The organism is Priestia taiwanensis (assembly GCF_014638355.1).
Taxonomy (GTDB): Bacteria; Bacillota; Bacilli; order Bacillales; family Bacillaceae_G; genus Priestia_D; species Priestia_D taiwanensis.
This window is the reverse complement of sequence record NZ_BMFK01000007.1, coordinates 40,461-57,734: the sequence shown is the minus strand read 5'-3', so window position 1 is coordinate 57,734 and position 17,274 is coordinate 40,461. Positions and strand designations below refer to the sequence as shown.

The window sequence follows — 17,274 nt, the reverse complement described above, 5'->3', positions numbered from 1 at the left end:
TAAAAGAAATTTGAATTGCTCATAAAATAAAAATTGACGTTTCATGTTTTGTTTAGTTTTCAAAGAACTAACATCGCTTAGTGCGACTTTTTTATCTTAACATCTTCTTTCGTTGATGTCAAACTGTTTTTCTACAACTTTTCTTGTCGTTGTTTTGAACGTTTTGTTCAGCAGCGACGTTTATTACTATAACATCCTCTTACCTACGGGTCAACTACTTTTTATCTTTTCTTTTTGTTTTTTTCCACATATATTTTCCACACTCAACTGGAGGAGCAATCCTCTTAAAAAGACGAAATAAAATATGGTACCTCTCCTCTAATGCCCGTTTCACGACTTTTTCCATCCGCTCGTCCCCGATATCAAATAAAATCTCTTCCATCTCTCTTTTTAACACATACTCCAACTCTTTAACTTCCTTTTCGTTGACTAAGAACCCTAACATCTTCTTCCCACCTCTATCGCTAAATGAATTTACATTAGTTATTTCCAAAACATGTTAATTTATGAATCTTTTTTAGAAAAAACAAAGACCCTTGTACTACTGTCCCGTACTCTTACATATACGTATAACAGAGAATACAGGACAAGGAGAGGAGAAGAGATGTTTATCTTCTTTGTAACAAAGTTAAGCAAAGTAAAACAAATAACCTTTATCATCATCCTCGCATTTTTCACAGCTTGGCTATTATTCTTACAACAGCAACCGTATGATTCTGCCTTTTCTACAAAATCAGGACCAAAAGCCATTTCTCGTGGAGACGAAGCAACAAAGAAAGTAGCACTTACATTTAACCTCGCATGGGGAAATGAGCTTGCAATGCCCATTCTTGAAACACTAAAAAAAGAAAAAATTCATAACGCTACATTCTTTATTAGCGGAGCATGGGCAGAAAGGCATCCCGAAATCGTCAAACAGATCGTAGATGAGGGACATGAAGTCGGAAGCATGGGATACGCACATAAGAATTACAAAGAATTAGAAGACGCAGAAATTCGTCAAGACTTACAAAAAGCAAAAGATGTCTTTACAAAACAAGGGCTAAAAGATATCTATCTATTCCGTCCACCATATGGAGAGTTTGATAAAACAATACTAAAGATTACTAATGACATGGGCTACACATTTATTCACTGGAGCAACAACTCCAACGATGAAAATAGCCCAGGTGTCGCGAGGATTGTAGAAAATGTAACAAAACGATTACAAAACGGAGATATTATTTTGTTACACGCCTCAGACGTTGCTTTACAAACAAAAAAAGCACTCCCTCTCTTACTCCGTGAAATTGCACAACAAGGGTATAATAACGCAACGATCTCTGAGCTAATTGCTAATACGGAATTAAAACGAAAAGAAGTAAAATAAAAAAAGGTTGCTCATCATACAGATGAGGCAACCTTTTTGCTTTTTTGTTTCGTTGGTTTTGCTTTTGTCATTGTTGCTTGCGTAATTTTATGTAACTTTAACACTTGATACATGTTACATACTAATAACGGCACAATCATTAAATACATCATATCTTTATTATTTGCCTTTAACGCTGGTACCCACTCAATCATCGTTACAACAATCATAAAGAACAATGTCGGAACAAAAGCGAACTTATTCGTTTCTTTTGCCTTTTTGTACGCAACACCCACTGCCACTATACCAATACATACTACAGCTAGTAGATGTGACAAGAAAGATAAATCTTCATTTGAGAATACCGATTGTAAATATAGGAAATCCACTAATGCAATAACAATTAGAAATACTTGGATTATATTCCAAAGACTCGGCGTGCGGAAGAATCCTAATCCAAAACGATGTACCGTTAAATAAGCAAAGAAGCCCATCTGACTTACTAAGCTAAATAAGAAGCCCATCCCCACTAGCCAAATCACTTCCGTCAAAATCTTCATTCCATCAAATGACGTAAACACCTCTATATACTTTTCCCACTTCATGACTATCGCTACGAAAAACGTACTTAATCCCCCAATTAATAAGGTCGTCAAGAAGAAGCGTACCCATTGCCTACTTTTCATTTCCCATTCCCCCGTTAAAACTTTCTTCGTAATAAATTCTACCAATCACTACCTATAAAAGCTAGTCAGACGATGTATATTTTTAGCTGAAAAATCAATATTAGAAATAGGTAAGCTAAATGAAAGGAGCTTCTACTGTTATGAAACGAACCATTGCCACACTCTTCCTTACATGTTCTGTCCTAACAGGATGCATCGGTGGGAATAACAATAGTCAATCCGAGCCTAATTATGACGATACAAAAAAAATGGTTGTCGACATCTTGAAATCTGATCAAGCTAAAAAAGCTCTTACTGACCTAATGAAAGACGAAAAGATGAAAGAGGCACTCGTCATGGATCAAGCTGTTATTGCCTCTTCTATCGAAAATACACTCCTCTCTGATAAAGGAAAGCAATTTTGGGAGAAGACATTCAAAGATCCGAAGTTCGCAGCAAGCTTCGGAAAAAGTCTCCAACCTCAACAAGAAGAGTTAATGAAATCATTAATGAAAGACCCTGAATACCAAGCGAGCATGTTAGAAATTCTAAAAAATCCTGAAATCGAAAAACAAACACTCGACTTACTAAAGAGTCAACAATATAGACAACATCTACAAGGAATTATATTAGAGACATTAAATAGCCCTGTCTTCCAAGCGAAGATGATTGATATGATTAGCCAAGCATCAAATGATATCTTATCGAAGCAAGGAGGCGGTGAAAAGAAAGAAGGTAACAAACAAGAGGGCGGCGAGAAAAAAGAGGAGGAAGGAGAAGAAGGACAATAACAACGACAGGACACGAAAATTCGTGTCCTGTTTTGTATACTTATTTTGTTATTACAGCTTCTTGTATGACTCTCTTTGCAATATCCATGTAAATACGCCCAGTTGGATGATCCTCACTATAAATAGAAGGCGCAAAATCATTTTCGTCTTCATACGGTTGTTGTAGCGGGATTTGTCCTAATAACATTGTTTGTAACTCCTCCGCTAACTTCGTGCCGCCTCCTCTACCGAAGACATATTCTTTCCCACCTGTTTTCTCACTTTCAAAGTATGCCATATTCTCAATGACCCCAATAATCTCATGGTCCGTCTTTAGTGCCATCGTACCTGCACGAGCAGCAACAAATGCCGCTGTTGGATGTGGCGTCGTCACGATAATCTCCTTACATGAAGGAAGCATATTATGTAGGTCTAATGCAACATCACCTGTTCCTGGTGGTAAATCAAGAATTAAGTAATCAAGATTTCCCCATTCTACTTCATCAAAGAAATGATTTAACATCTTCCCTAACATCGGTCCTCTCCAAATAACAGGTGCATTATCTTCTACGAAGAAGCCCATAGACATTACCTTTACCCCGAAGCGCTCAACAGGAATGATTCGCTCACCACGTACAACCGGACGTTTTAAAATCCCCATCATATCAGGTACGCTGAAACCGTAAATATCAGCATCAATAATGCCGACTTTTTTCCCTAAACGAGCTAATGCCACTGCAATATTTACCGATACCGTTGATTTCCCAACGCCACCTTTACCCGAAGCAATCGCAAGGAATACAGGAGGCTTCTTACTTGTTAATAACGACTCTCCATTTGCTTCTTCTCCGCCAAACTGGGCCATTTCTTCCTCTGTTAAGTTCGTGAAACGAATACCTACTGTACTTGCTCCAGCTTCTTTCAATAAGTTAACTATTTGCATCTGTAATTGCAATTGCTCTGGTGTACCTGTCTTCGAAAGAGCAACCTTTACACTCACATGATTTTTTTCTTCCTTAATTGATATTTCTTTAATCCCATTCGTTTCTTTTAATGGTTTATGTAAAAAAGGATCTTGTAAATCTCCAAGTACATTTACTACTACTTCATTCGTGAACATGCCCTACACCACCTATTAAAATTTCTAATCTTATGACTATTAGTATAACACACTCTTCTTCCTTACACCTTCACGAGCACTTACATACAAAAAACCCCCGTCTTAATCCGGAGGGTCTCCTTTATCTGTATAATATCGCATAATTCCACGATATAATGCTTCTGCTACTTTTTCCTGATAGGTCTTCGTCTTAAGCCATTTTCGCTCTTCTGAATTGGATAAGAACCCTGCCTCTATTAGTACTCCAGGAACTTTTGCATGCTTTAATAAGTATACACGACTAATTTCCTTTGCTATACGGTCCGTATTTTCTAAACTCTTACGGAACTCATCTTGTACAAATTTCGCCGCTCGTTCATTTTCCTCTCGCGCATGGTAGTAAAATGTTTGGGCCCCTTGGGAATTAGAAGAAGGAAACGAGTTCAAATGAATACTTACAAAAAAGTCAGCATTCGACGAATTGATTAATTCTACTCGAGACTTTAAGTCTTGCGCTTTCCGCCGACTCAAACTTTTCGTATCCTTATCTGCTAAATCATAATCTCCTTCTCTGGTAAGGAGAACAAGTGCGCCTTGCTCTTGTAAATAATCCCTTGTCTTCTCTGCTATAAGAAGCGTGATATCTTCCTCTTTCACCCCAGACTTAGTCGCACCACCGTCTGGACCACCGTGACCTGGATCAAGCACAATAATTTTCCCAGAGAGCGGCAAGTTCCACTGCTTCCACGAATCAGAGAAAGGGAATGTATGCTTTACGAGAAAAAAAAGCAAAATTGCCGCTACCAGCAATGAACCATATTTCACTATCCTTTTCATTTCTCCCCCTCCTGCTAGTCCTCTACTCTTTCACTATATGGGACAAGGAGGAGAAATATGACCTTCATCGAATTAATCGTAGTTTATATCGACGCTCTCCCTTATGGAACCCTTCTCTCCACCACGTCTCTACAAACCCTTTGCACTTCTCATAAATGACTTCTTGCTTATTTGCGGCATCCTCTAAACCTCCTGCAAAATAAAAGTAATGATATAAATGATTGACTAAATGTTTCTCCTCTTCTAATGAACGATTTCGAATCGCATCAACCTGCTCTCCGTAATAACTAAACTTACTATAGCGAGCACCTAGTAGATACGATTCAATTGCTGACTCAAGAAAATAATCTTCCATAATGGATTCAATGGAACGATTTTTAATTGGTTGCTCTTTTAAAAAACGAGAAATACTCGCTCGAAGTGATTCAAGTGATAACTCACGTAATGCGCGTTTCTCAAATATCATTTGCTTTTGTCGTCTTTTTTCTTTAAATGTAAAAATAACACCCATCAAAAAACCCCCTTGTGTGTAGTGTGGGCACACATAAAGGGTTCATACATACCTAAAACAACCAACTAAAAAAGCACATAAAAAAACCCTCCCAACAAAGTTGAAAGGGTTGAAACGGAAATATAAAATTAACGTTTTGAGAACTGAGGTGCACGACGAGCGCCTTTAAGACCGTACTTCTTACGCTCTTTCATACGTGCATCACGAGTTAATAATCCAGCACGCTTAAGTGTTGGACGGAACTCAGGGTCAGCTTTTAATAAAGCGCGTGCGATACCGTGACGGATTGCACCAGCTTGACCAGTGTATCCACCACCGCTAACGTTTACTAAAACGTCATAGCTGCCTAAAGTTTCAGTTGCTACAAGTGGTTGTTTAACAACTTCACGTAGTGCAGCAAATGGGATATAGTTTTCAAAATCACGACCGTTGATGATTACGCGTCCTTCGCCTGGAACTAAACGTACTCGTGCTACTGAACTTTTACGACGTCCAGTACCATAATATTGAACCTGTGCCAATGTAAACCCTCCTTAAATAGTCAATTAACCGCGAAGTTCGAAAACTTCTGGCTTTTGTGCTTGATGTGGATGTTCGTTACCCGCGTAAACGTATAACTTCTTACCAATTTGACGACCTAAACGGCCTTTTGGAAGCATACCTTTAACTGCTAATTCTAGCATTTGTACTGGGTAGTTTGTACGCATTTCTAATGCAGTACGTTGTTTTAAACCACCTGGGTGGTTTGTATGACGGTAGTAAATTTTATCAGTTAATTTCTTACCTGTTAATTCAATTTTCTCAGCGTTGATGATGATTACATGATCTCCACAGTCAACATGTGGTGTGAATGTTGGTTTGTGTTTCCCACGTAAGATAGATGCTACTTCAGTTGAAAGACGACCTAAAGTTTTACCTTCAGCGTCAACAACGAACCATTTACGGTTAACTTCGCTAGCTTTCGCCATGTAAGTTGTGCGCATTTCTTTCCCTCCTAAAAATAATAAGTCATTAAAAAATTTCTTATTTTATTGTTTATTTAAACACGATTAATCTTCCGGGGCTAACCGTGGTTTTGAAACAATACCATATGCTATTTTATAACTTCTAAAAACTAATGTCAAGAAAATGTTACACCAGGATTAGTTGTCTTTTCTATGAGAAGGATATGTCACTTCCCATAAGTACAATCCATGTCCAGGAGCGGTCTTCCTTGCGAGTGAACGATCCTTCTTTTCTAGTATTCCCAATACTTCTACTGGTTTCTGCCGTCCTTGTCCCACATCGAGTAACGTTCCCATCATAATACGTACCATATTATACAAAAAACCATTTCCAACAAATTCGAATATAATTTCTTCATTTTTTTGTAAAATATTTATTTCATAAATCGTACGTACTTTATCCTCTTTATCACTCTTCGCAGAACAAAAGGCCGTGAAATCATGTGTACCAACAAGATATGAAGCTGCTTCTCGCATGGCCTCTACTGACACAGCATATGGATAATGATAATGATAATGGCGACCAAAGATATTCTTTTCTTTGCTATTCCATACTTTATAGCGGTATTCTTTCTTTACTGCATCGTAACGTGCATGGAATGAAGAGTCCGCCTTCTCTACACTGACAATCCATATATCCTCTGGTAGCTGCGCATTTAATGCATATTTCCAACGGTCGGCAGTCATCTCTACTGTTGTATCAAAATGCAATACTTGTCCTACTGCATGAACAGTCGCGTCTGTTCGACCAGATGCATGCACCCGAATAGGTTGGCAGTGCATACGCTCTAATACTTGTTCAATGACACCTTGCACCGTTCGTTCTTTCGGTTGCGCTTGATAACCTGCAAAACCATTTCCATCATACGCAACAATACATTTTATTCTTTCCATTTTCACTCTCCGTTACGACCTTATTAAATATAAAACAATCGTGACCACGAGTAAACTACCAATTATTAGAGTGTCATTTCGTCGCCATATTAGTTCTCGGTATTTGGTGCGATGTTCTCCTCCACGATACCCTCTCGACTCCATCGCCATTGCCAAATCTTCTGCTCGTTTAAAACTACTCACAAACAATGGAATAAGAAGTGATACCATCGCACGAAGTCTCTCTTTCATCGGTCCACTTGCAAAATCAATTCCTCGTGCTGTTTGAGCTTTCATTACTTTTTCCATCTCTTGCATTAACGTGGGAATAAATCGTAATGAGATAGACATCATTAACGCAATTTCATGAACAGGTAATATACGCTTCACAGGAGATAGAATACTCTCCATACCATCTGTAATGGCAATAGGTGTTGTCGTCAATGTCAACAATGTTGTCATTGTAATAAGCAGGAGGAAACGTATTGAAATAAAAATTCCTTGTCTAAGCCCTTCTGCGTGAACAGAAAACCATCCAGCTTGAATTAATACCTCTCCTTGCTTATTCGTCAAAATATGCAAGAAGAATGTGAATAAGAAGAGCCATAATATTGGCTTCAACCCAGCTACAAGGAACCGAAGACGAACATTTGATACATAAATAGCAAGTGCCGTATACCCTATCAATAAACCATATGTGTACACGTTATTCGCTAAGAATACGATAATCATAAAGATAAACGTTGCTGTTAACTTCGAACGTGGATCAAGCTGATGGATAAAGGAGCGACCAGGTACGTACCGACCAATAATCATATTACTTAGCATCGTTCATTCCTCCTTGTAAAAAAGGAACAAGTGATTTCGTTAATGATTCTAGCGTTAGCGCCTTCCTTGGAAGTGTAATACCTAGCTTCTCCTCAATTTGTTGTTGATAGTGAATCGTAATAGGAAGAGATAACCCTACCCTCTCTAACTGTTCCCTTTGTGAAAAAATTTCTTCTGTCGTTCCTTCTATGTACTTTGTACCTTTATGAAGAATGACAAGATGATCTGCATATCTCGCTGCATCCTCCATGTTATGTGTTACAAGTATGATTGTTACGTTCTTTTCTTTATGTAGGCGATAGAACATCTTCATTAATTCATGCTGGCCTTTTGGATCTAGACCTGCTGTTGGTTCGTCTAGAACAAGTACCTCTGGCTCCATTGCCAATACCCCGGCAATGGCTACTCTCCTCATTTGTCCCCCACTTAACTCAAACGGAGAACGATCTAACACATCTTCTGACAAACCAACCAGTGTAACCAGTTCTTTAGCTTTTTCTTTCGCATCTTCCTCTGCTACGCCAAAATTCATTGGACCAAAGCAAATATCCTTCTCGACCGTCTCTTCAAATAGCTGATGCTCTGGGAATTGAAAAACAACCCCTACCTTTTTACGAAGACTCTTCAATCCTTTGTTCTTCTTACCAGCAACAATAACATCCTCTCCGACCGTCACCGTCCCACTAGTTGGTTGTAAAAGCCCATTTAAATGTTGAATAAATGTCGATTTCCCCGATCCAGTATGTCCAATAATGGCATAATACTGACCGCTCTCTAACGTAAGATCCATATCATAAAGAGCTCGTCGTTCAAAAGGAGTCCCTTTAGCATAGCGATGTTCTACTTCGTTGAATGTAATTTGCATAATGCTTCTATGACTCCTTCCATTGAAAGGTGATTCGCTCCAATATTAATTCCTTCTTCTCGTAATGATGCTGACAGCTTCACTGCAAATGGTACATCTAATCCAATTTCTTGTAACATCTTAGCTTGTTCGAAAATTTCACTCGGTGTACCCTCATCTATTTTTTTCCCATTATGTAAAACAAGAATACGATCAGCATGCATTGCTTCTTCTAAATCATGCGTAATTGAAATAACAGACAGATTCATTTCTTCTTTTAATGCTCGGACGGTCTTCATTACTTCCATACGTCCTTTTGGGTCTAACATCGACGTTGCCTCATCCAAAATAATAATGGATGGTTGCATTGCCAAAATACCCGCTATCGCTACACGTTGCTTCTGTCCACCCGATAGTAAATGTGGCTCTGCATCTTCAAACCCTGTCATCCCTACCTGCTCTAGGACACGGGGAATACGGCGTACCATCTCTTCTCTTGGAATAGATAAATTCTCTAAACCAAATGCAAGATCATCAATGACCGTTGTCCCAACAAACTGATTATCAGGGTTTTGAAAGACAATACCAATCTTTTCACGTATATCCCACACTGTATCTTCTGATAACAATAAATCTTCTCCAACTGTAACCGTTCCACTACTCGGTAATAATAACCCATTTATAATTTTACTCATCGTTGATTTTCCAGACCCATTTGGACCAATAATTGCTAACCACTCATTTTCATATAAGGAAAAAGACACTTCTTCTAGTGCCGATGTATCACGACTTGGATATGTAAAGGAAATATTCTCTACACGTAATTGCTCTTTCTTCATTACTATCCCCCTTATCAACTAATCTTGCTATTTCGATTATATACTACACAACGTATCTATACACTACCTATCCTTTCTCCCCTATGAATGGTATAGCAAAAGGGCCCTTTCTTACTAGCCATTCATACGGGACAAACAAGATAAAAAAAAGGACATGACCAGCTATAAAATAGCATCGTCCTGCCCTTTGGGTTCTATTAATATTACACTAACTCAATGATTACCATTGGAGCTGCATCACCACGGCGTGGGCCGATTTTCGCGATACGAGTGTAACCACCTTGACGCTCTGTGTAACGAGGAGCGATATCAGCGAATAGTTTTTGTAATGCATCTTGTTTTGTCTCAGCGTTTGCAACCTCTTTACGGATGAATGCAGCAGCTTGACGACGAGCATGAAGATCTCCACGCTTACCTAAAGTGATCATTTTCTCTACTACTGAACGAAGCTCTTTCGCACGAGTTTCAGTTGTCTCGATGCGCTCGTTGATGATTAAATCAGTTGCTAAGTCACGTAATAAAGCTTTACGTTGTGCACTTGTACGTCCTAATTTTCTGTATGCCATGTCTAGTTCCCTCCTTTGTTGATAATGTCAACATATATAAGAGTCAATTTTCATTATCTAATCATAGGAAAATCTTCAAAACAAGAAGATGCCTAGATTGTACTAGTCATCTTGACGTAAGCCTAAACCTAATTCTTCAAGCTTATGTTTTACTTCTTCTAAAGATTTACGTCCTAAGTTACGTCGTTAATCCAACAAAGATATTTAAATGCTCTGTTAAGATTTTCGCACCTAAGGCAATTGCTTCTTTTGGTCCGATGCTTCCATCAGTCCATACATCCAGTGTCAGCTTGTCGTAGTTAGCAACTTGGCCTACACGTGTGTTTTCCACTTGGTATGTCACACGTGATACTGGTGTATAAATAGAGTCAATAGGAATAACACCTATTGGTTGATCTTCTCGTTTGTTGGAATCAGCTGGTGAGTAACCACGTCCACGTTTTGCAGTAAAACGAATACGTAAGTTAGCATCTTTTGATAAAGTAGCAATATGAAGATCTGGATTTAAGATTTCCACGTCGCTATCATGCGTAATATCAGCAGCTGTGACAACACCTTCACGCTGAACATCAATTTCAAGCGTTTTTTCTTCATCTGAATAGATTTTCAGTGCAAGCTTTTTCACGTTTAAGATGATAGTTGTTACATCTTCTACTACACCTTCGATCGTAGAGAATTCATGTAAAACTCCATCAATTTGAATCGATGTTACAGCAGCTCCAGGAAGAGAAGATAATCGGTTCAATAACAAATTTGCCAAACTTGGCATCGTCATTCAACCCCCGGCTAGACATAAAGTCTAACCGATAGGGTCCTCATTAGGCAGTTCCCGAATGCGCACAACAACAAGCGATAATTCTGTATAATACTATCTAAAATAGGTCTATCATATCCCATTATAGACAAAGTTTGAAAATCTATACAGACAAATTATACGCGGCGACGTTTTGGTGGACGGCATCCATTATGAGGTACTGGAGTAACGTCTCTAATAGCAGTTACTTCTAAACCAGCAGCTTGAAGTGCACGAATAGCAGCTTCACGACCAGCTCCAGGACCTTTTACTGTAACATCTAATGTTTTTAAACCATGCTCCATCGCAGCTTTAGAAGCAGTTTCAGCAGCCATTTGTGCAGCGAAAGGAGTAGATTTACGAGAACCTCTGAATCCTAAAGCACCTGCTGAAGACCATGCTAACGCGTTACCATGAACATCAGTAATAGTTACGATTGTATTGTTGAAAGTTGAGCGAATATGAGCTGTACCAGCTTCGATATTCTTTTTCACACGACGCTTACGAGTGTTTGTTTTGCGAGCCATGTTCGTTTACCTCCTTTACTTAATTATTTCTTTTTGTTAGCTACTGTACGACGTGGACCTTTACGTGTACGAGCGTTGTTTTTAGAGTTTTGACCACGAACTGGTAAACTACGACGGTGGCGGATACCACGGTAGCTTCCGATTTCGATTAAACGCTTAATGTTAAGAGAGATTTCACGACGTAAATCACCTTCAACTTTTAAGCTGTCGATCACTTCACGGATTTTGTTTAATTCATCTTCTGTTAAGTCGCGAACACGAGCGTCTTCAGAAATACCAGCTTCTGCTAGTACTTTTGTTGCAGTCGTGCGACCAATACCAAAGATATAAGTTAATGAAATCACAACGCGCTTGTCGCGAGGGATATCAACACCTGCAATACGTGCCATGTAACGAGCACCTCCTTGTTATTAACCTTGTTTTTGTTTATGTTTCGGGTTTTCGCAAATAACCATTACTTTACCTTTACGGCGAATAACTTTACATTTTTCGCAGATAGGCTTTACGGATGGTCTTACTTTCATATCTCGAACCTCCTTAAATATTACGGAGTGCTAAGTTTTTTATTTAAAACGGTACGTAATACGTCCACGATTCAGATCATACGGGGATAACTCAACAGTTACTTTGTCACCAGGTAGAATACGGATGAAATTCATACGAATTTTACCTGATACATGAGCTAACACTACATGACCATTTTCTAATTCTACTTTAAACATAGCATTAGGTAAAGTTTCAATTACAGTACCTTCAATTTCAATTACATCATCTTTTGCCATTTTAACGTTCTCCCTTCTTCAAATCAGTAGCTTACTTCTCTGAGATTTTGGAGATATATTTCAATGAAGATGTTACCGCTAAATCTTTGTTAATATTTCATATCCTGTTTCGGTAACGGCTATTGTATGCTCAAAGTGAGCGCACCATTTACCATCCACAGTTACTACTGTCCAATTGTCGGTTAATGTTTTCACATAGCGTTTTCCTTGGTTCACCATCGGTTCAATGGCTAATACCATACCTGGCTTTAGTCTTGGACCTTTGTTTGGAGGACCGTAATGAGGAATTTGCGGCGCTTCATGTAAGTCTTGGCCGATGCCATGACCAACATATTCACGCACGATTGAGAAATCATTTGCTTCGGCATAGGTTTGAATAGCATGTGAAATATTTGATAAACGTACACCTGGCTTTACTTCTTCGATACCAAGATATAAAGATTTCTCTGTTACATCTAGTAACGTTTGAACATCATCTGCGATTTTTCCTACTGGATACGTCCAAGCAGAATCACCATGATATCCATTGTATTTAGCACCGATGTCAATGCTAATAATGTCGCCTTCCTTAAGAACTCGTTTCCCTGGGATGCCATGAACTAACTCTTCATTAACAGACGCACAAATGCTCCCTGTAAAGCCGTTATATCCTTTGAACGAAGGCGTTGCACCTTGACTTCGGATAAATTTCTCTGCAATTGCATCTAATTCTCTTGTCGAGATACCAGGTACAATATGCTTCTTCAGCTCTTGATGAGTTAACGCCACTATTTTTCCAGCTTCACGCATGATCTCAATTTCGCGCGGGGTTTTGCAAATAATCATTGCGATAAGCCCCCAATAATTGCATTTACATCGTCAAATACTTTATTAATATCTTGCTCACCGTTAATCGTTTTTACATATCCACGCTCTCCGTAGAAATCTAAAAGCGGTTTCGATTGCTCGATATTAACATTTAGGCGGTTCGTTACTGTTTCTTCGTTGTCATCAGAACGTTGGTATAACTCTCCACCACATTTATCACATACGCCCTCTTTAACAGGAGCGTTGTAAATTAAATGATACGTAGAGCCGCATTCTTTACAAATACGTCGACCAGTTAATCGTGCCACTAACACGCTAGGATCTACATCAATATTTAGGACATAATGCAACTTCCGATCTAAGTCTTCTAAAATTGTTTGTAGTGCAGATGCTTGTGCAACAGTTCTTGGGAATCCATCTAACAAGAAACCATTTTTACAATCATCTTTTCCTAAACGCTCGCGTACAATACCGATTGTTACCTCATCTGGAACAAGATTTCCTTGATCCATATAAGATTTCGCTTTTAAACCAAGTTCTGTTCCATCTTTGATTGCAGCACGGAACATATCACCTGTAGAGATATGAGGGATATGATATTTTTCAATAATTTTTTCAGCTTGTGTACCTTTACCAGCACCCGGAAGCCCCATTAAAATTAAGTTCATATTTTTTCCCCTTCGATTTAAGATGAGCTTGTAGGGAAGATACTTCTTCCCACTCGCTCATTATTTAATAAAACCTTTATAGTGTCGTTTCACTAATTGGCTTTCAAGTTGCTTCATCACTTCTAGAGCAACACCAACTACGATTAAGATACTTGTTCCACCAATTTGAGCAGATGGTGGTAATTTTGCAATCGCAATAAAGACTACTGGTAAGATTGCAATTACCGCCAAGAAGATAGCTCCCACGAATGTTAAACGATATAACACACTTGTTAAGTAATCTTCTGTATTTTTCCCTGGACGAATACCAGGAACATACCCGCCTTGCTTTTTCAGATTCTCCGCCATTTGTTCAGGATTAACTTGAACAAATGCATAGAAATACGTGAACGCGACGATTAATGCAAGATAGATGGCCATTCCAACAGGCTTGGAATAATCAAAGTTCTCAATAATCCATGTCGTTACCGCATTTTTCTCGAAGAATCCAGCAATCGTTGGTGGCGTCATAATAAACGATACCGCAAAGATAACTGGGATAACACCCGCCGAGTTAACTTTTAATGGTAAGTGTGTGTTTTGACCACCCACTGTATTACCACCAGCAACTTGGCGTTTTGCATATTGAATTGGGATCTTTCTTGTTGCTTGTTGAATGTAGATTGTACCTACGATTACAGCAAGAAGGGCAAGAACGACTAATCCAACTTTCACGCTATTCATGAATAACGCGTCACCAGCATCTTGGAATTGCTGTACGTAAACTTCATTAATAGTAGTCGGCACAGCCGCGACGATACCAGCAAAGATTAGAATAGAGATACCATTCCCAACACCTTTAGCTGTAATCTGTTCGCCTAACCACATAAGGAAAGCTGTTCCTGCCGTTAAGATAAGAGCGATATAAAGATATGTTGTCCAACTAGAATCTTCAATCAGCCCGCCACCTGCCATGTTGTTAAATCCAATTGACATGAAAATCGCTTGGAATAAACCTAACACGATAGTGAAATAGCGGGTAAACTGAGCTAATTTACGACGCCCTACTTCACCTTGTTTCGCCCATTCAGAGAATTTAGGTACAACGTCCATTTGTAGTAATTGTACAATGATGGATGCCGTAATATAAGGCATAATCCCCATTGCAAAAATAGAGAATTTCTCAAGTGCTCCACCAGCGAATGTATTCAGCATGCCAAATGCACTCAACTGATCTTGCAACTTAAGTACTTCTGTATTTACACCTGGAACAGGGATAAATGTGCCAATCCTAAAAACAATAAGCATAAGTAAGGTGAAAAAGATTTTTCGTCTTATATCAGCAACGCGCATAAAGTTGGAGATTGTACGAAACATTAAATCACCTCAGTTTTTCCGCCAGCAGCTTCGATAGCTTCCTTAGCAGATTGAGAGAACTTGTGAGCAACTACTGTTAATTTCTTTTCTAACTTACCGTTACCTAAGATTTTAACACCGTTCATCTCTTTCTTAATAACACCTGTTTCAATTAATAAAGCTGGTGTTACTTCCGTTCCTTCTTCAAAAACATTTAATGTTTCAAGGTTCACGATTGCAAACTCTTTACGGTTCACGTTAGTGAAGCCACGTTTTGGTAAACGACGGAATAAAGGAGTTTGACCACCTTCGAATCCTAAACGAACACCGCCACCAGAACGAGCGTTTTGTCCTTTATGACCTTTACCAGCAGTTTTACCGTTACCAGAACCGTGTCCACGTCCGATACGTTTTGCAACTTTACGAGAACCTTCAGCAGGTTTTAATTCATGAAGTTTCATTATGCGCACCTCCTTATGTTTTATGAATTTATATTAAATTTCTTTTACAGATACAAGGTGAGAAACTTTGTTGATCATGCCTAACATTGCAGCATTTTCTTCCTTCACCACAGTTTGGTTAGTCTTTTTAAGACCTAGTGCTTCAATAGTAGCACGTTGGTCTGGTTTAGAACCAATCACACTACGTACGAGGGTAATTTCTAATTTCTTTGCCATTGTCTATTCCCTCCTTATCTTATGCTCTAATTTCTTCTACACTCTTACCACGTAACTTAGCCACTTCTTCAGCGCGCTTTAAGCTATTTAATCCGTTCATAGTTGCACGAACCATGTTAACAGGAGTGTTTGAACCTAATGATTTAGATAGAATGTCATGTACACCAGCTAATTCAAGTACCGCACGAACTGGTCCACCAGCGATAACTCCAGTACCTTCAGATGCTGGCTTTAAGAATACTTCACCAGCTCCGAAGCGACCGATAACTTCGTGTGGAATTGTTGTACCAACTACTGGTACACTAATTAAGTTTTTCTTAGCATCTTCGATTGCCTTGCGGATTGCATCAGGTACCTCTTGTGCTTTACCTGTACCAAAACCTACATGACCATTTTTGTCACCAACTACAACTAATGCTGCGAAACGGAAACGACGTCCACCTTTAACTACTTTCGCAACACGATTAACCGTAACAACGCGTTCTTCAAGTTCTAATTTGTTTGGGTCAATGCGACGCATCTATTGTCCCTCCTTTTACTATTAAAATTCTAATCCAGCTTCACGAGCAGCTTCTGCTAAAGCTTTAACACGTCCGTGATATAAATATCCACCGCGATCAAATACTACTTCTTTAACACCTTTTTCAACAGCACGTTTAGCAACTAATGTACCAACTGCAGTCGCAGCAGCCACGTTACTTGTAGCATCTAAAGATACTTCTTTATCCATAGTAGATGCACTTGCTAATGTTAAACCATTTACATCATCAATAACTTGAGCGTAAATGTGTTGGTTAGAACGGAATACGTTTAAACGAGGACGTTGTGCAGTACCTGAAAGTTTCGCACGAACACGACCATGTCTCTTTTTACGTACCGCATTTTTATCAGGTTTAGTGATCATCTGTGTCACTCCTTTCATTCACCTAAAGGGTTTACTTAGCTGTTTTACCTTCTTTACGACGAACAACTTCGCCTTCGTAACGAATACCTTTACCTTTGTAAGGCTCTGGAGCACGAACAGCGCGAATGTTAGCAGCTAATGCACCAACACGCTCTTTGTCGATACCTGAGATAGAGATTTTAGTGTTAGCAGGTACTTCAATTGTAATACCAGCCTCTGCTTCGATCTCAACTGGGTGAGAGTATCCAACGTTTAATACTAATTTAGTACCTTGTTTAGCAGCACGGTAACCTACACCGACTAACTCTAAGTTACGAGTGTAACCATTAGTAACACCTTCAACCATGTTACCTAAAAGAGCACGAGTAGTACCATGTAACGAACGATGCTCCTTGTTATCAGAAGGACGTTCTACTGTTAATGTATTTTCTTCAATGTTGATTTTCATATCAGCATTGAAAGTACGAGTTAATTCACCTTTTGGTCCTTTTACTGTTACAGTGTTATCTTCAGCAACTGTAACTGTAACACCAGCAGGGATTTCAAGAACTTTTTTACCTACGCGAGACATTCATTGCACCTCCATTCTTTCTACAA

General features: G+C 39.0%; 26 protein-coding genes and 1 pseudogene. 2 read left to right on the top strand and 25 right to left on the bottom strand.

The genetic code is table 11. The annotated features are described in order from the left end of the window. Window positions 1-214: 214 nt before the first annotated feature. Entirely contained in the window at window positions 215-445 is a 231-nt protein-coding gene (locus IEV41_RS18715; protein ID WP_188390037.1) for a hypothetical protein, read from the bottom strand. Window positions 446-604: 159 nt separating this feature from the next. Between IEV41_RS18715 and pdaB the strand changes: the two genes are divergently transcribed. Beyond that, the gene (gene pdaB / locus IEV41_RS18710) at window positions 605-1,369 is read left to right on the top strand and encodes a polysaccharide deacetylase family sporulation protein PdaB (RefSeq protein WP_188390036.1); all 765 of its coding nucleotides are present in this window, start codon (window positions 605-607) and stop codon (window positions 1,367-1,369) included. 14 nt (window positions 1,370-1,383) lie between these two features. Here pdaB and IEV41_RS18705 read toward each other — a convergent pair whose 3' ends face one another. After that, entirely contained in the window at window positions 1,384-2,034 is a 651-nt protein-coding gene (locus IEV41_RS18705; RefSeq protein ID WP_188390035.1) for a KinB-signaling pathway activation protein, read from the bottom strand. A gap of 140 nt (window positions 2,035-2,174) precedes the next feature. Between IEV41_RS18705 and gerD the strand changes: the two genes are divergently transcribed. Next, window positions 2,175-2,804 carry a spore germination lipoprotein GerD gene (gerD, locus tag IEV41_RS18700; protein WP_188390034.1) on the top strand — a complete coding sequence of 210 codons (630 nt, stop codon included), beginning with the start codon at window positions 2,175-2,177 and terminating at the stop codon, window positions 2,802-2,804. Window positions 2,805-2,844: 40 nt separating this feature from the next. Here the strand turns inward: gerD and salA are convergent, their stop codons facing one another. The 23 genes and pseudogenes from salA to rplF all read right to left on the bottom strand — a co-directional run bounded on the left by salA (window position 2,845) and on the right by rplF (window position 17,248). Further along, window positions 2,845-3,903, bottom strand: coding sequence for an iron-sulfur carrier protein/transcriptional regulator SalA (salA, locus tag IEV41_RS18695; RefSeq protein ID WP_188390033.1), 1,059 nt, complete (start codon window positions 3,901-3,903; stop codon window positions 2,845-2,847). 102 nt (window positions 3,904-4,005) lie between these two features. Then, window positions 4,006-4,719 (bottom strand): N-acetylmuramoyl-L-alanine amidase CwlD, encoded by a 714-nt coding sequence (gene cwlD / locus IEV41_RS18690; protein WP_188390032.1) that lies wholly within the window; start codon window positions 4,717-4,719, stop codon window positions 4,006-4,008. Window positions 4,720-4,783: 64 nt separating this feature from the next. Continuing rightward, window positions 4,784-5,230 (bottom strand): DUF2521 family protein, encoded by a 447-nt coding sequence (locus tag IEV41_RS18685; RefSeq protein ID WP_188390031.1) that lies wholly within the window; start codon window positions 5,228-5,230, stop codon window positions 4,784-4,786. A gap of 128 nt (window positions 5,231-5,358) precedes the next feature. Then, entirely contained in the window at window positions 5,359-5,751 is a 393-nt protein-coding gene (gene rpsI / locus IEV41_RS18680; protein WP_188390030.1) for a 30S ribosomal protein S9, read from the bottom strand. 24 nt (window positions 5,752-5,775) lie between these two features. Next, window positions 5,776-6,213, bottom strand: a complete 438-nt coding sequence (rplM, locus tag IEV41_RS18675) for a 50S ribosomal protein L13 (RefSeq protein ID WP_188390029.1) — start codon at window positions 6,211-6,213, stop codon at window positions 5,776-5,778. A gap of 159 nt (window positions 6,214-6,372) precedes the next feature. Beyond that, the gene (gene truA, locus IEV41_RS18670; RefSeq protein ID WP_188390028.1) at window positions 6,373-7,128 is read right to left on the bottom strand and encodes a tRNA pseudouridine(38-40) synthase TruA; all 756 of its coding nucleotides are present in this window, start codon (window positions 7,126-7,128) and stop codon (window positions 6,373-6,375) included. Between the two features lie 12 nt (window positions 7,129-7,140). Further along, window positions 7,141-7,935 carry an energy-coupling factor transporter transmembrane component T family protein gene (locus IEV41_RS18665; protein WP_188390027.1) on the bottom strand — a complete coding sequence of 265 codons (795 nt, stop codon included), beginning with the start codon at window positions 7,933-7,935 and terminating at the stop codon, window positions 7,141-7,143. Beyond that, the gene (locus IEV41_RS18660; RefSeq protein ID WP_188390026.1) at window positions 7,925-8,800 is read right to left on the bottom strand and encodes an energy-coupling factor ABC transporter ATP-binding protein; all 876 of its coding nucleotides are present in this window, start codon (window positions 8,798-8,800) and stop codon (window positions 7,925-7,927) included. Before IEV41_RS18660 ends, IEV41_RS18665 begins: the two co-directional genes overlap by 11 nt. Then, a complete protein-coding gene (locus IEV41_RS18655) occupies window positions 8,776-9,618 on the bottom strand; it encodes an energy-coupling factor ABC transporter ATP-binding protein (RefSeq protein ID WP_188390025.1) in 843 nt (280 codons plus the stop codon). Before IEV41_RS18655 ends, IEV41_RS18660 begins: the two co-directional genes overlap by 25 nt. A 203-nt stretch (window positions 9,619-9,821) precedes the next feature. Further along, window positions 9,822-10,184, bottom strand: a complete 363-nt coding sequence (gene rplQ / locus IEV41_RS18650) for a 50S ribosomal protein L17 (RefSeq protein ID WP_188390024.1) — start codon at window positions 10,182-10,184, stop codon at window positions 9,822-9,824. A gap of 102 nt (window positions 10,185-10,286) precedes the next feature. Next, window positions 10,287-10,978: pseudogene (gene rpoA, locus IEV41_RS18645) on the bottom strand (DNA-directed RNA polymerase subunit alpha). Between the two features lie 136 nt (window positions 10,979-11,114). Further along, window positions 11,115-11,504, bottom strand: a complete 390-nt coding sequence (gene rpsK / locus IEV41_RS18640; protein WP_188390023.1) for a 30S ribosomal protein S11 — start codon at window positions 11,502-11,504, stop codon at window positions 11,115-11,117. A 23-nt stretch (window positions 11,505-11,527) separates the two neighbouring features. Then, window positions 11,528-11,893 (bottom strand): 30S ribosomal protein S13, encoded by a 366-nt coding sequence (rpsM, locus tag IEV41_RS18635; RefSeq protein ID WP_188390022.1) that lies wholly within the window; start codon window positions 11,891-11,893, stop codon window positions 11,528-11,530. Window positions 11,894-11,914: 21 nt separating this feature from the next. Further along, window positions 11,915-12,028 carry a 50S ribosomal protein L36 gene (gene rpmJ, locus IEV41_RS18630; RefSeq protein WP_003156543.1) on the bottom strand — a complete coding sequence of 38 codons (114 nt, stop codon included), beginning with the start codon at window positions 12,026-12,028 and terminating at the stop codon, window positions 11,915-11,917. Between the two features lie 39 nt (window positions 12,029-12,067). Further along, on the bottom strand, window positions 12,068-12,286 hold the full coding sequence (infA, locus tag IEV41_RS18625) for a translation initiation factor IF-1 (RefSeq protein WP_188390021.1): 219 nt from the start codon (window positions 12,284-12,286) through the stop codon (window positions 12,068-12,070). A 78-nt stretch (window positions 12,287-12,364) separates the two neighbouring features. Beyond that, window positions 12,365-13,111, bottom strand: coding sequence for a type I methionyl aminopeptidase (gene map / locus IEV41_RS18620; protein ID WP_188390020.1), 747 nt, complete (start codon window positions 13,109-13,111; stop codon window positions 12,365-12,367). Next, entirely contained in the window at window positions 13,108-13,761 is a 654-nt protein-coding gene (locus tag IEV41_RS18615; protein ID WP_188390019.1) for an adenylate kinase, read from the bottom strand. The genes map and IEV41_RS18615 overlap by 4 nt, the downstream gene beginning before the upstream one ends. A 60-nt stretch (window positions 13,762-13,821) precedes the next feature. After that, window positions 13,822-15,117: a preprotein translocase subunit SecY gene (gene secY, locus IEV41_RS18610; RefSeq protein WP_188390018.1), complete on the bottom strand. Its 1,296-nt coding sequence runs from the start codon at window positions 15,115-15,117 to the stop codon at window positions 13,822-13,824. After that, window positions 15,117-15,557, bottom strand: coding sequence for a 50S ribosomal protein L15 (rplO, locus tag IEV41_RS18605; RefSeq protein WP_188390017.1), 441 nt, complete (start codon window positions 15,555-15,557; stop codon window positions 15,117-15,119). The genes secY and rplO overlap by 1 nt, the downstream gene beginning before the upstream one ends. 33 nt (window positions 15,558-15,590) lie before the next feature. After that, window positions 15,591-15,773 (bottom strand): 50S ribosomal protein L30, encoded by a 183-nt coding sequence (gene rpmD, locus IEV41_RS18600; RefSeq protein WP_188390016.1) that lies wholly within the window; start codon window positions 15,771-15,773, stop codon window positions 15,591-15,593. A 19-nt stretch (window positions 15,774-15,792) separates the two neighbouring features. Next, window positions 15,793-16,293 carry a 30S ribosomal protein S5 gene (gene rpsE, locus IEV41_RS18595; RefSeq protein WP_188390015.1) on the bottom strand — a complete coding sequence of 167 codons (501 nt, stop codon included), beginning with the start codon at window positions 16,291-16,293 and terminating at the stop codon, window positions 15,793-15,795. Between the two features lie 21 nt (window positions 16,294-16,314). After that, complete coding sequence (gene rplR, locus IEV41_RS18590; protein WP_188390014.1) at window positions 16,315-16,677, bottom strand: 50S ribosomal protein L18; 363 nt, start codon at window positions 16,675-16,677, stop codon at window positions 16,315-16,317. Window positions 16,678-16,708: 31 nt separating this feature from the next. Beyond that, on the bottom strand, window positions 16,709-17,248 hold the full coding sequence (gene rplF / locus IEV41_RS18585) for a 50S ribosomal protein L6 (protein ID WP_188390013.1): 540 nt from the start codon (window positions 17,246-17,248) through the stop codon (window positions 16,709-16,711). Window positions 17,249-17,274 lie beyond the last annotated feature (26 nt).

Excerpts from the sequence above, each read along its gene's own strand:
- IEV41_RS18715 (WP_188390037.1), bottom strand. The coding sequence starts at position 445 with ATGTTAGGGTTCTTAGTCAACGAAAAGGAAGTTAAAGAGTTGGAGTAT.
- pdaB (WP_188390036.1), top strand. The coding sequence starts at position 605 with ATGTTTATCTTCTTTGTAACAAAGTTAAGCAAAGTAAAACAAATAACC.
- IEV41_RS18705 (WP_188390035.1), bottom strand. The coding sequence starts at position 2,034 with ATGAAAAGTAGGCAATGGGTACGCTTCTTCTTGACGACCTTATTAATT.
- gerD (WP_188390034.1), top strand. The coding sequence starts at position 2,175 with ATGAAACGAACCATTGCCACACTCTTCCTTACATGTTCTGTCCTAACA.
- salA (WP_188390033.1), bottom strand. The coding sequence starts at position 3,903 with ATGTTCACGAATGAAGTAGTAGTAAATGTACTTGGAGATTTACAAGAT.
- cwlD (WP_188390032.1), bottom strand. The coding sequence starts at position 4,719 with ATGAAAAGGATAGTGAAATATGGTTCATTGCTGGTAGCGGCAATTTTG.
- IEV41_RS18685 (WP_188390031.1), bottom strand. The coding sequence starts at position 5,230 with ATGGGTGTTATTTTTACATTTAAAGAAAAAAGACGACAAAAGCAAATG.
- rplM (WP_188390029.1), bottom strand. The coding sequence starts at position 6,213 with ATGCGCACAACTTACATGGCGAAAGCTAGCGAAGTTAACCGTAAATGG.
- truA (WP_188390028.1), bottom strand. The coding sequence starts at position 7,128 with ATGGAAAGAATAAAATGTATTGTTGCGTATGATGGAAATGGTTTTGCA.
- IEV41_RS18665 (WP_188390027.1), bottom strand. The coding sequence starts at position 7,935 with ATGCTAAGTAATATGATTATTGGTCGGTACGTACCTGGTCGCTCCTTT.
- IEV41_RS18660 (WP_188390026.1), bottom strand. The coding sequence starts at position 8,800 with ATGCAAATTACATTCAACGAAGTAGAACATCGCTATGCTAAAGGGACT.
- IEV41_RS18655 (WP_188390025.1), bottom strand. The coding sequence starts at position 9,618 with ATGAAGAAAGAGCAATTACGTGTAGAGAATATTTCCTTTACATATCCA.
- rplQ (WP_188390024.1), bottom strand. The coding sequence starts at position 10,184 with ATGGCATACAGAAAATTAGGACGTACAAGTGCACAACGTAAAGCTTTA.
- rpsK (WP_188390023.1), bottom strand. The coding sequence starts at position 11,504 with ATGGCTCGCAAAACAAACACTCGTAAGCGTCGTGTGAAAAAGAATATC.
- rpsM (WP_188390022.1), bottom strand. The coding sequence starts at position 11,893 with ATGGCACGTATTGCAGGTGTTGATATCCCTCGCGACAAGCGCGTTGTG.
- rpmJ (WP_003156543.1), bottom strand. The coding sequence starts at position 12,028 with ATGAAAGTAAGACCATCCGTAAAGCCTATCTGCGAAAAATGTAAAGTT.
- infA (WP_188390021.1), bottom strand. The coding sequence starts at position 12,286 with ATGGCAAAAGATGATGTAATTGAAATTGAAGGTACTGTAATTGAAACT.
- map (WP_188390020.1), bottom strand. The coding sequence starts at position 13,111 with ATGATTATTTGCAAAACCCCGCGCGAAATTGAGATCATGCGTGAAGCT.
- IEV41_RS18615 (WP_188390019.1), bottom strand. The coding sequence starts at position 13,761 with ATGAACTTAATTTTAATGGGGCTTCCGGGTGCTGGTAAAGGTACACAA.
- secY (WP_188390018.1), bottom strand. The coding sequence starts at position 15,117 with ATGTTTCGTACAATCTCCAACTTTATGCGCGTTGCTGATATAAGACGA.
- rplO (WP_188390017.1), bottom strand. The coding sequence starts at position 15,557 with ATGAAACTTCATGAATTAAAACCTGCTGAAGGTTCTCGTAAAGTTGCA.
- rpmD (WP_188390016.1), bottom strand. The coding sequence starts at position 15,773 with ATGGCAAAGAAATTAGAAATTACCCTCGTACGTAGTGTGATTGGTTCT.
- rpsE (WP_188390015.1), bottom strand. The coding sequence starts at position 16,293 with ATGCGTCGCATTGACCCAAACAAATTAGAACTTGAAGAACGCGTTGTT.
- rplR (WP_188390014.1), bottom strand. The coding sequence starts at position 16,677 with ATGATCACTAAACCTGATAAAAATGCGGTACGTAAAAAGAGACATGGT.
- rplF (WP_188390013.1), bottom strand. The coding sequence starts at position 17,248 with ATGTCTCGCGTAGGTAAAAAAGTTCTTGAAATCCCTGCTGGTGTTACA.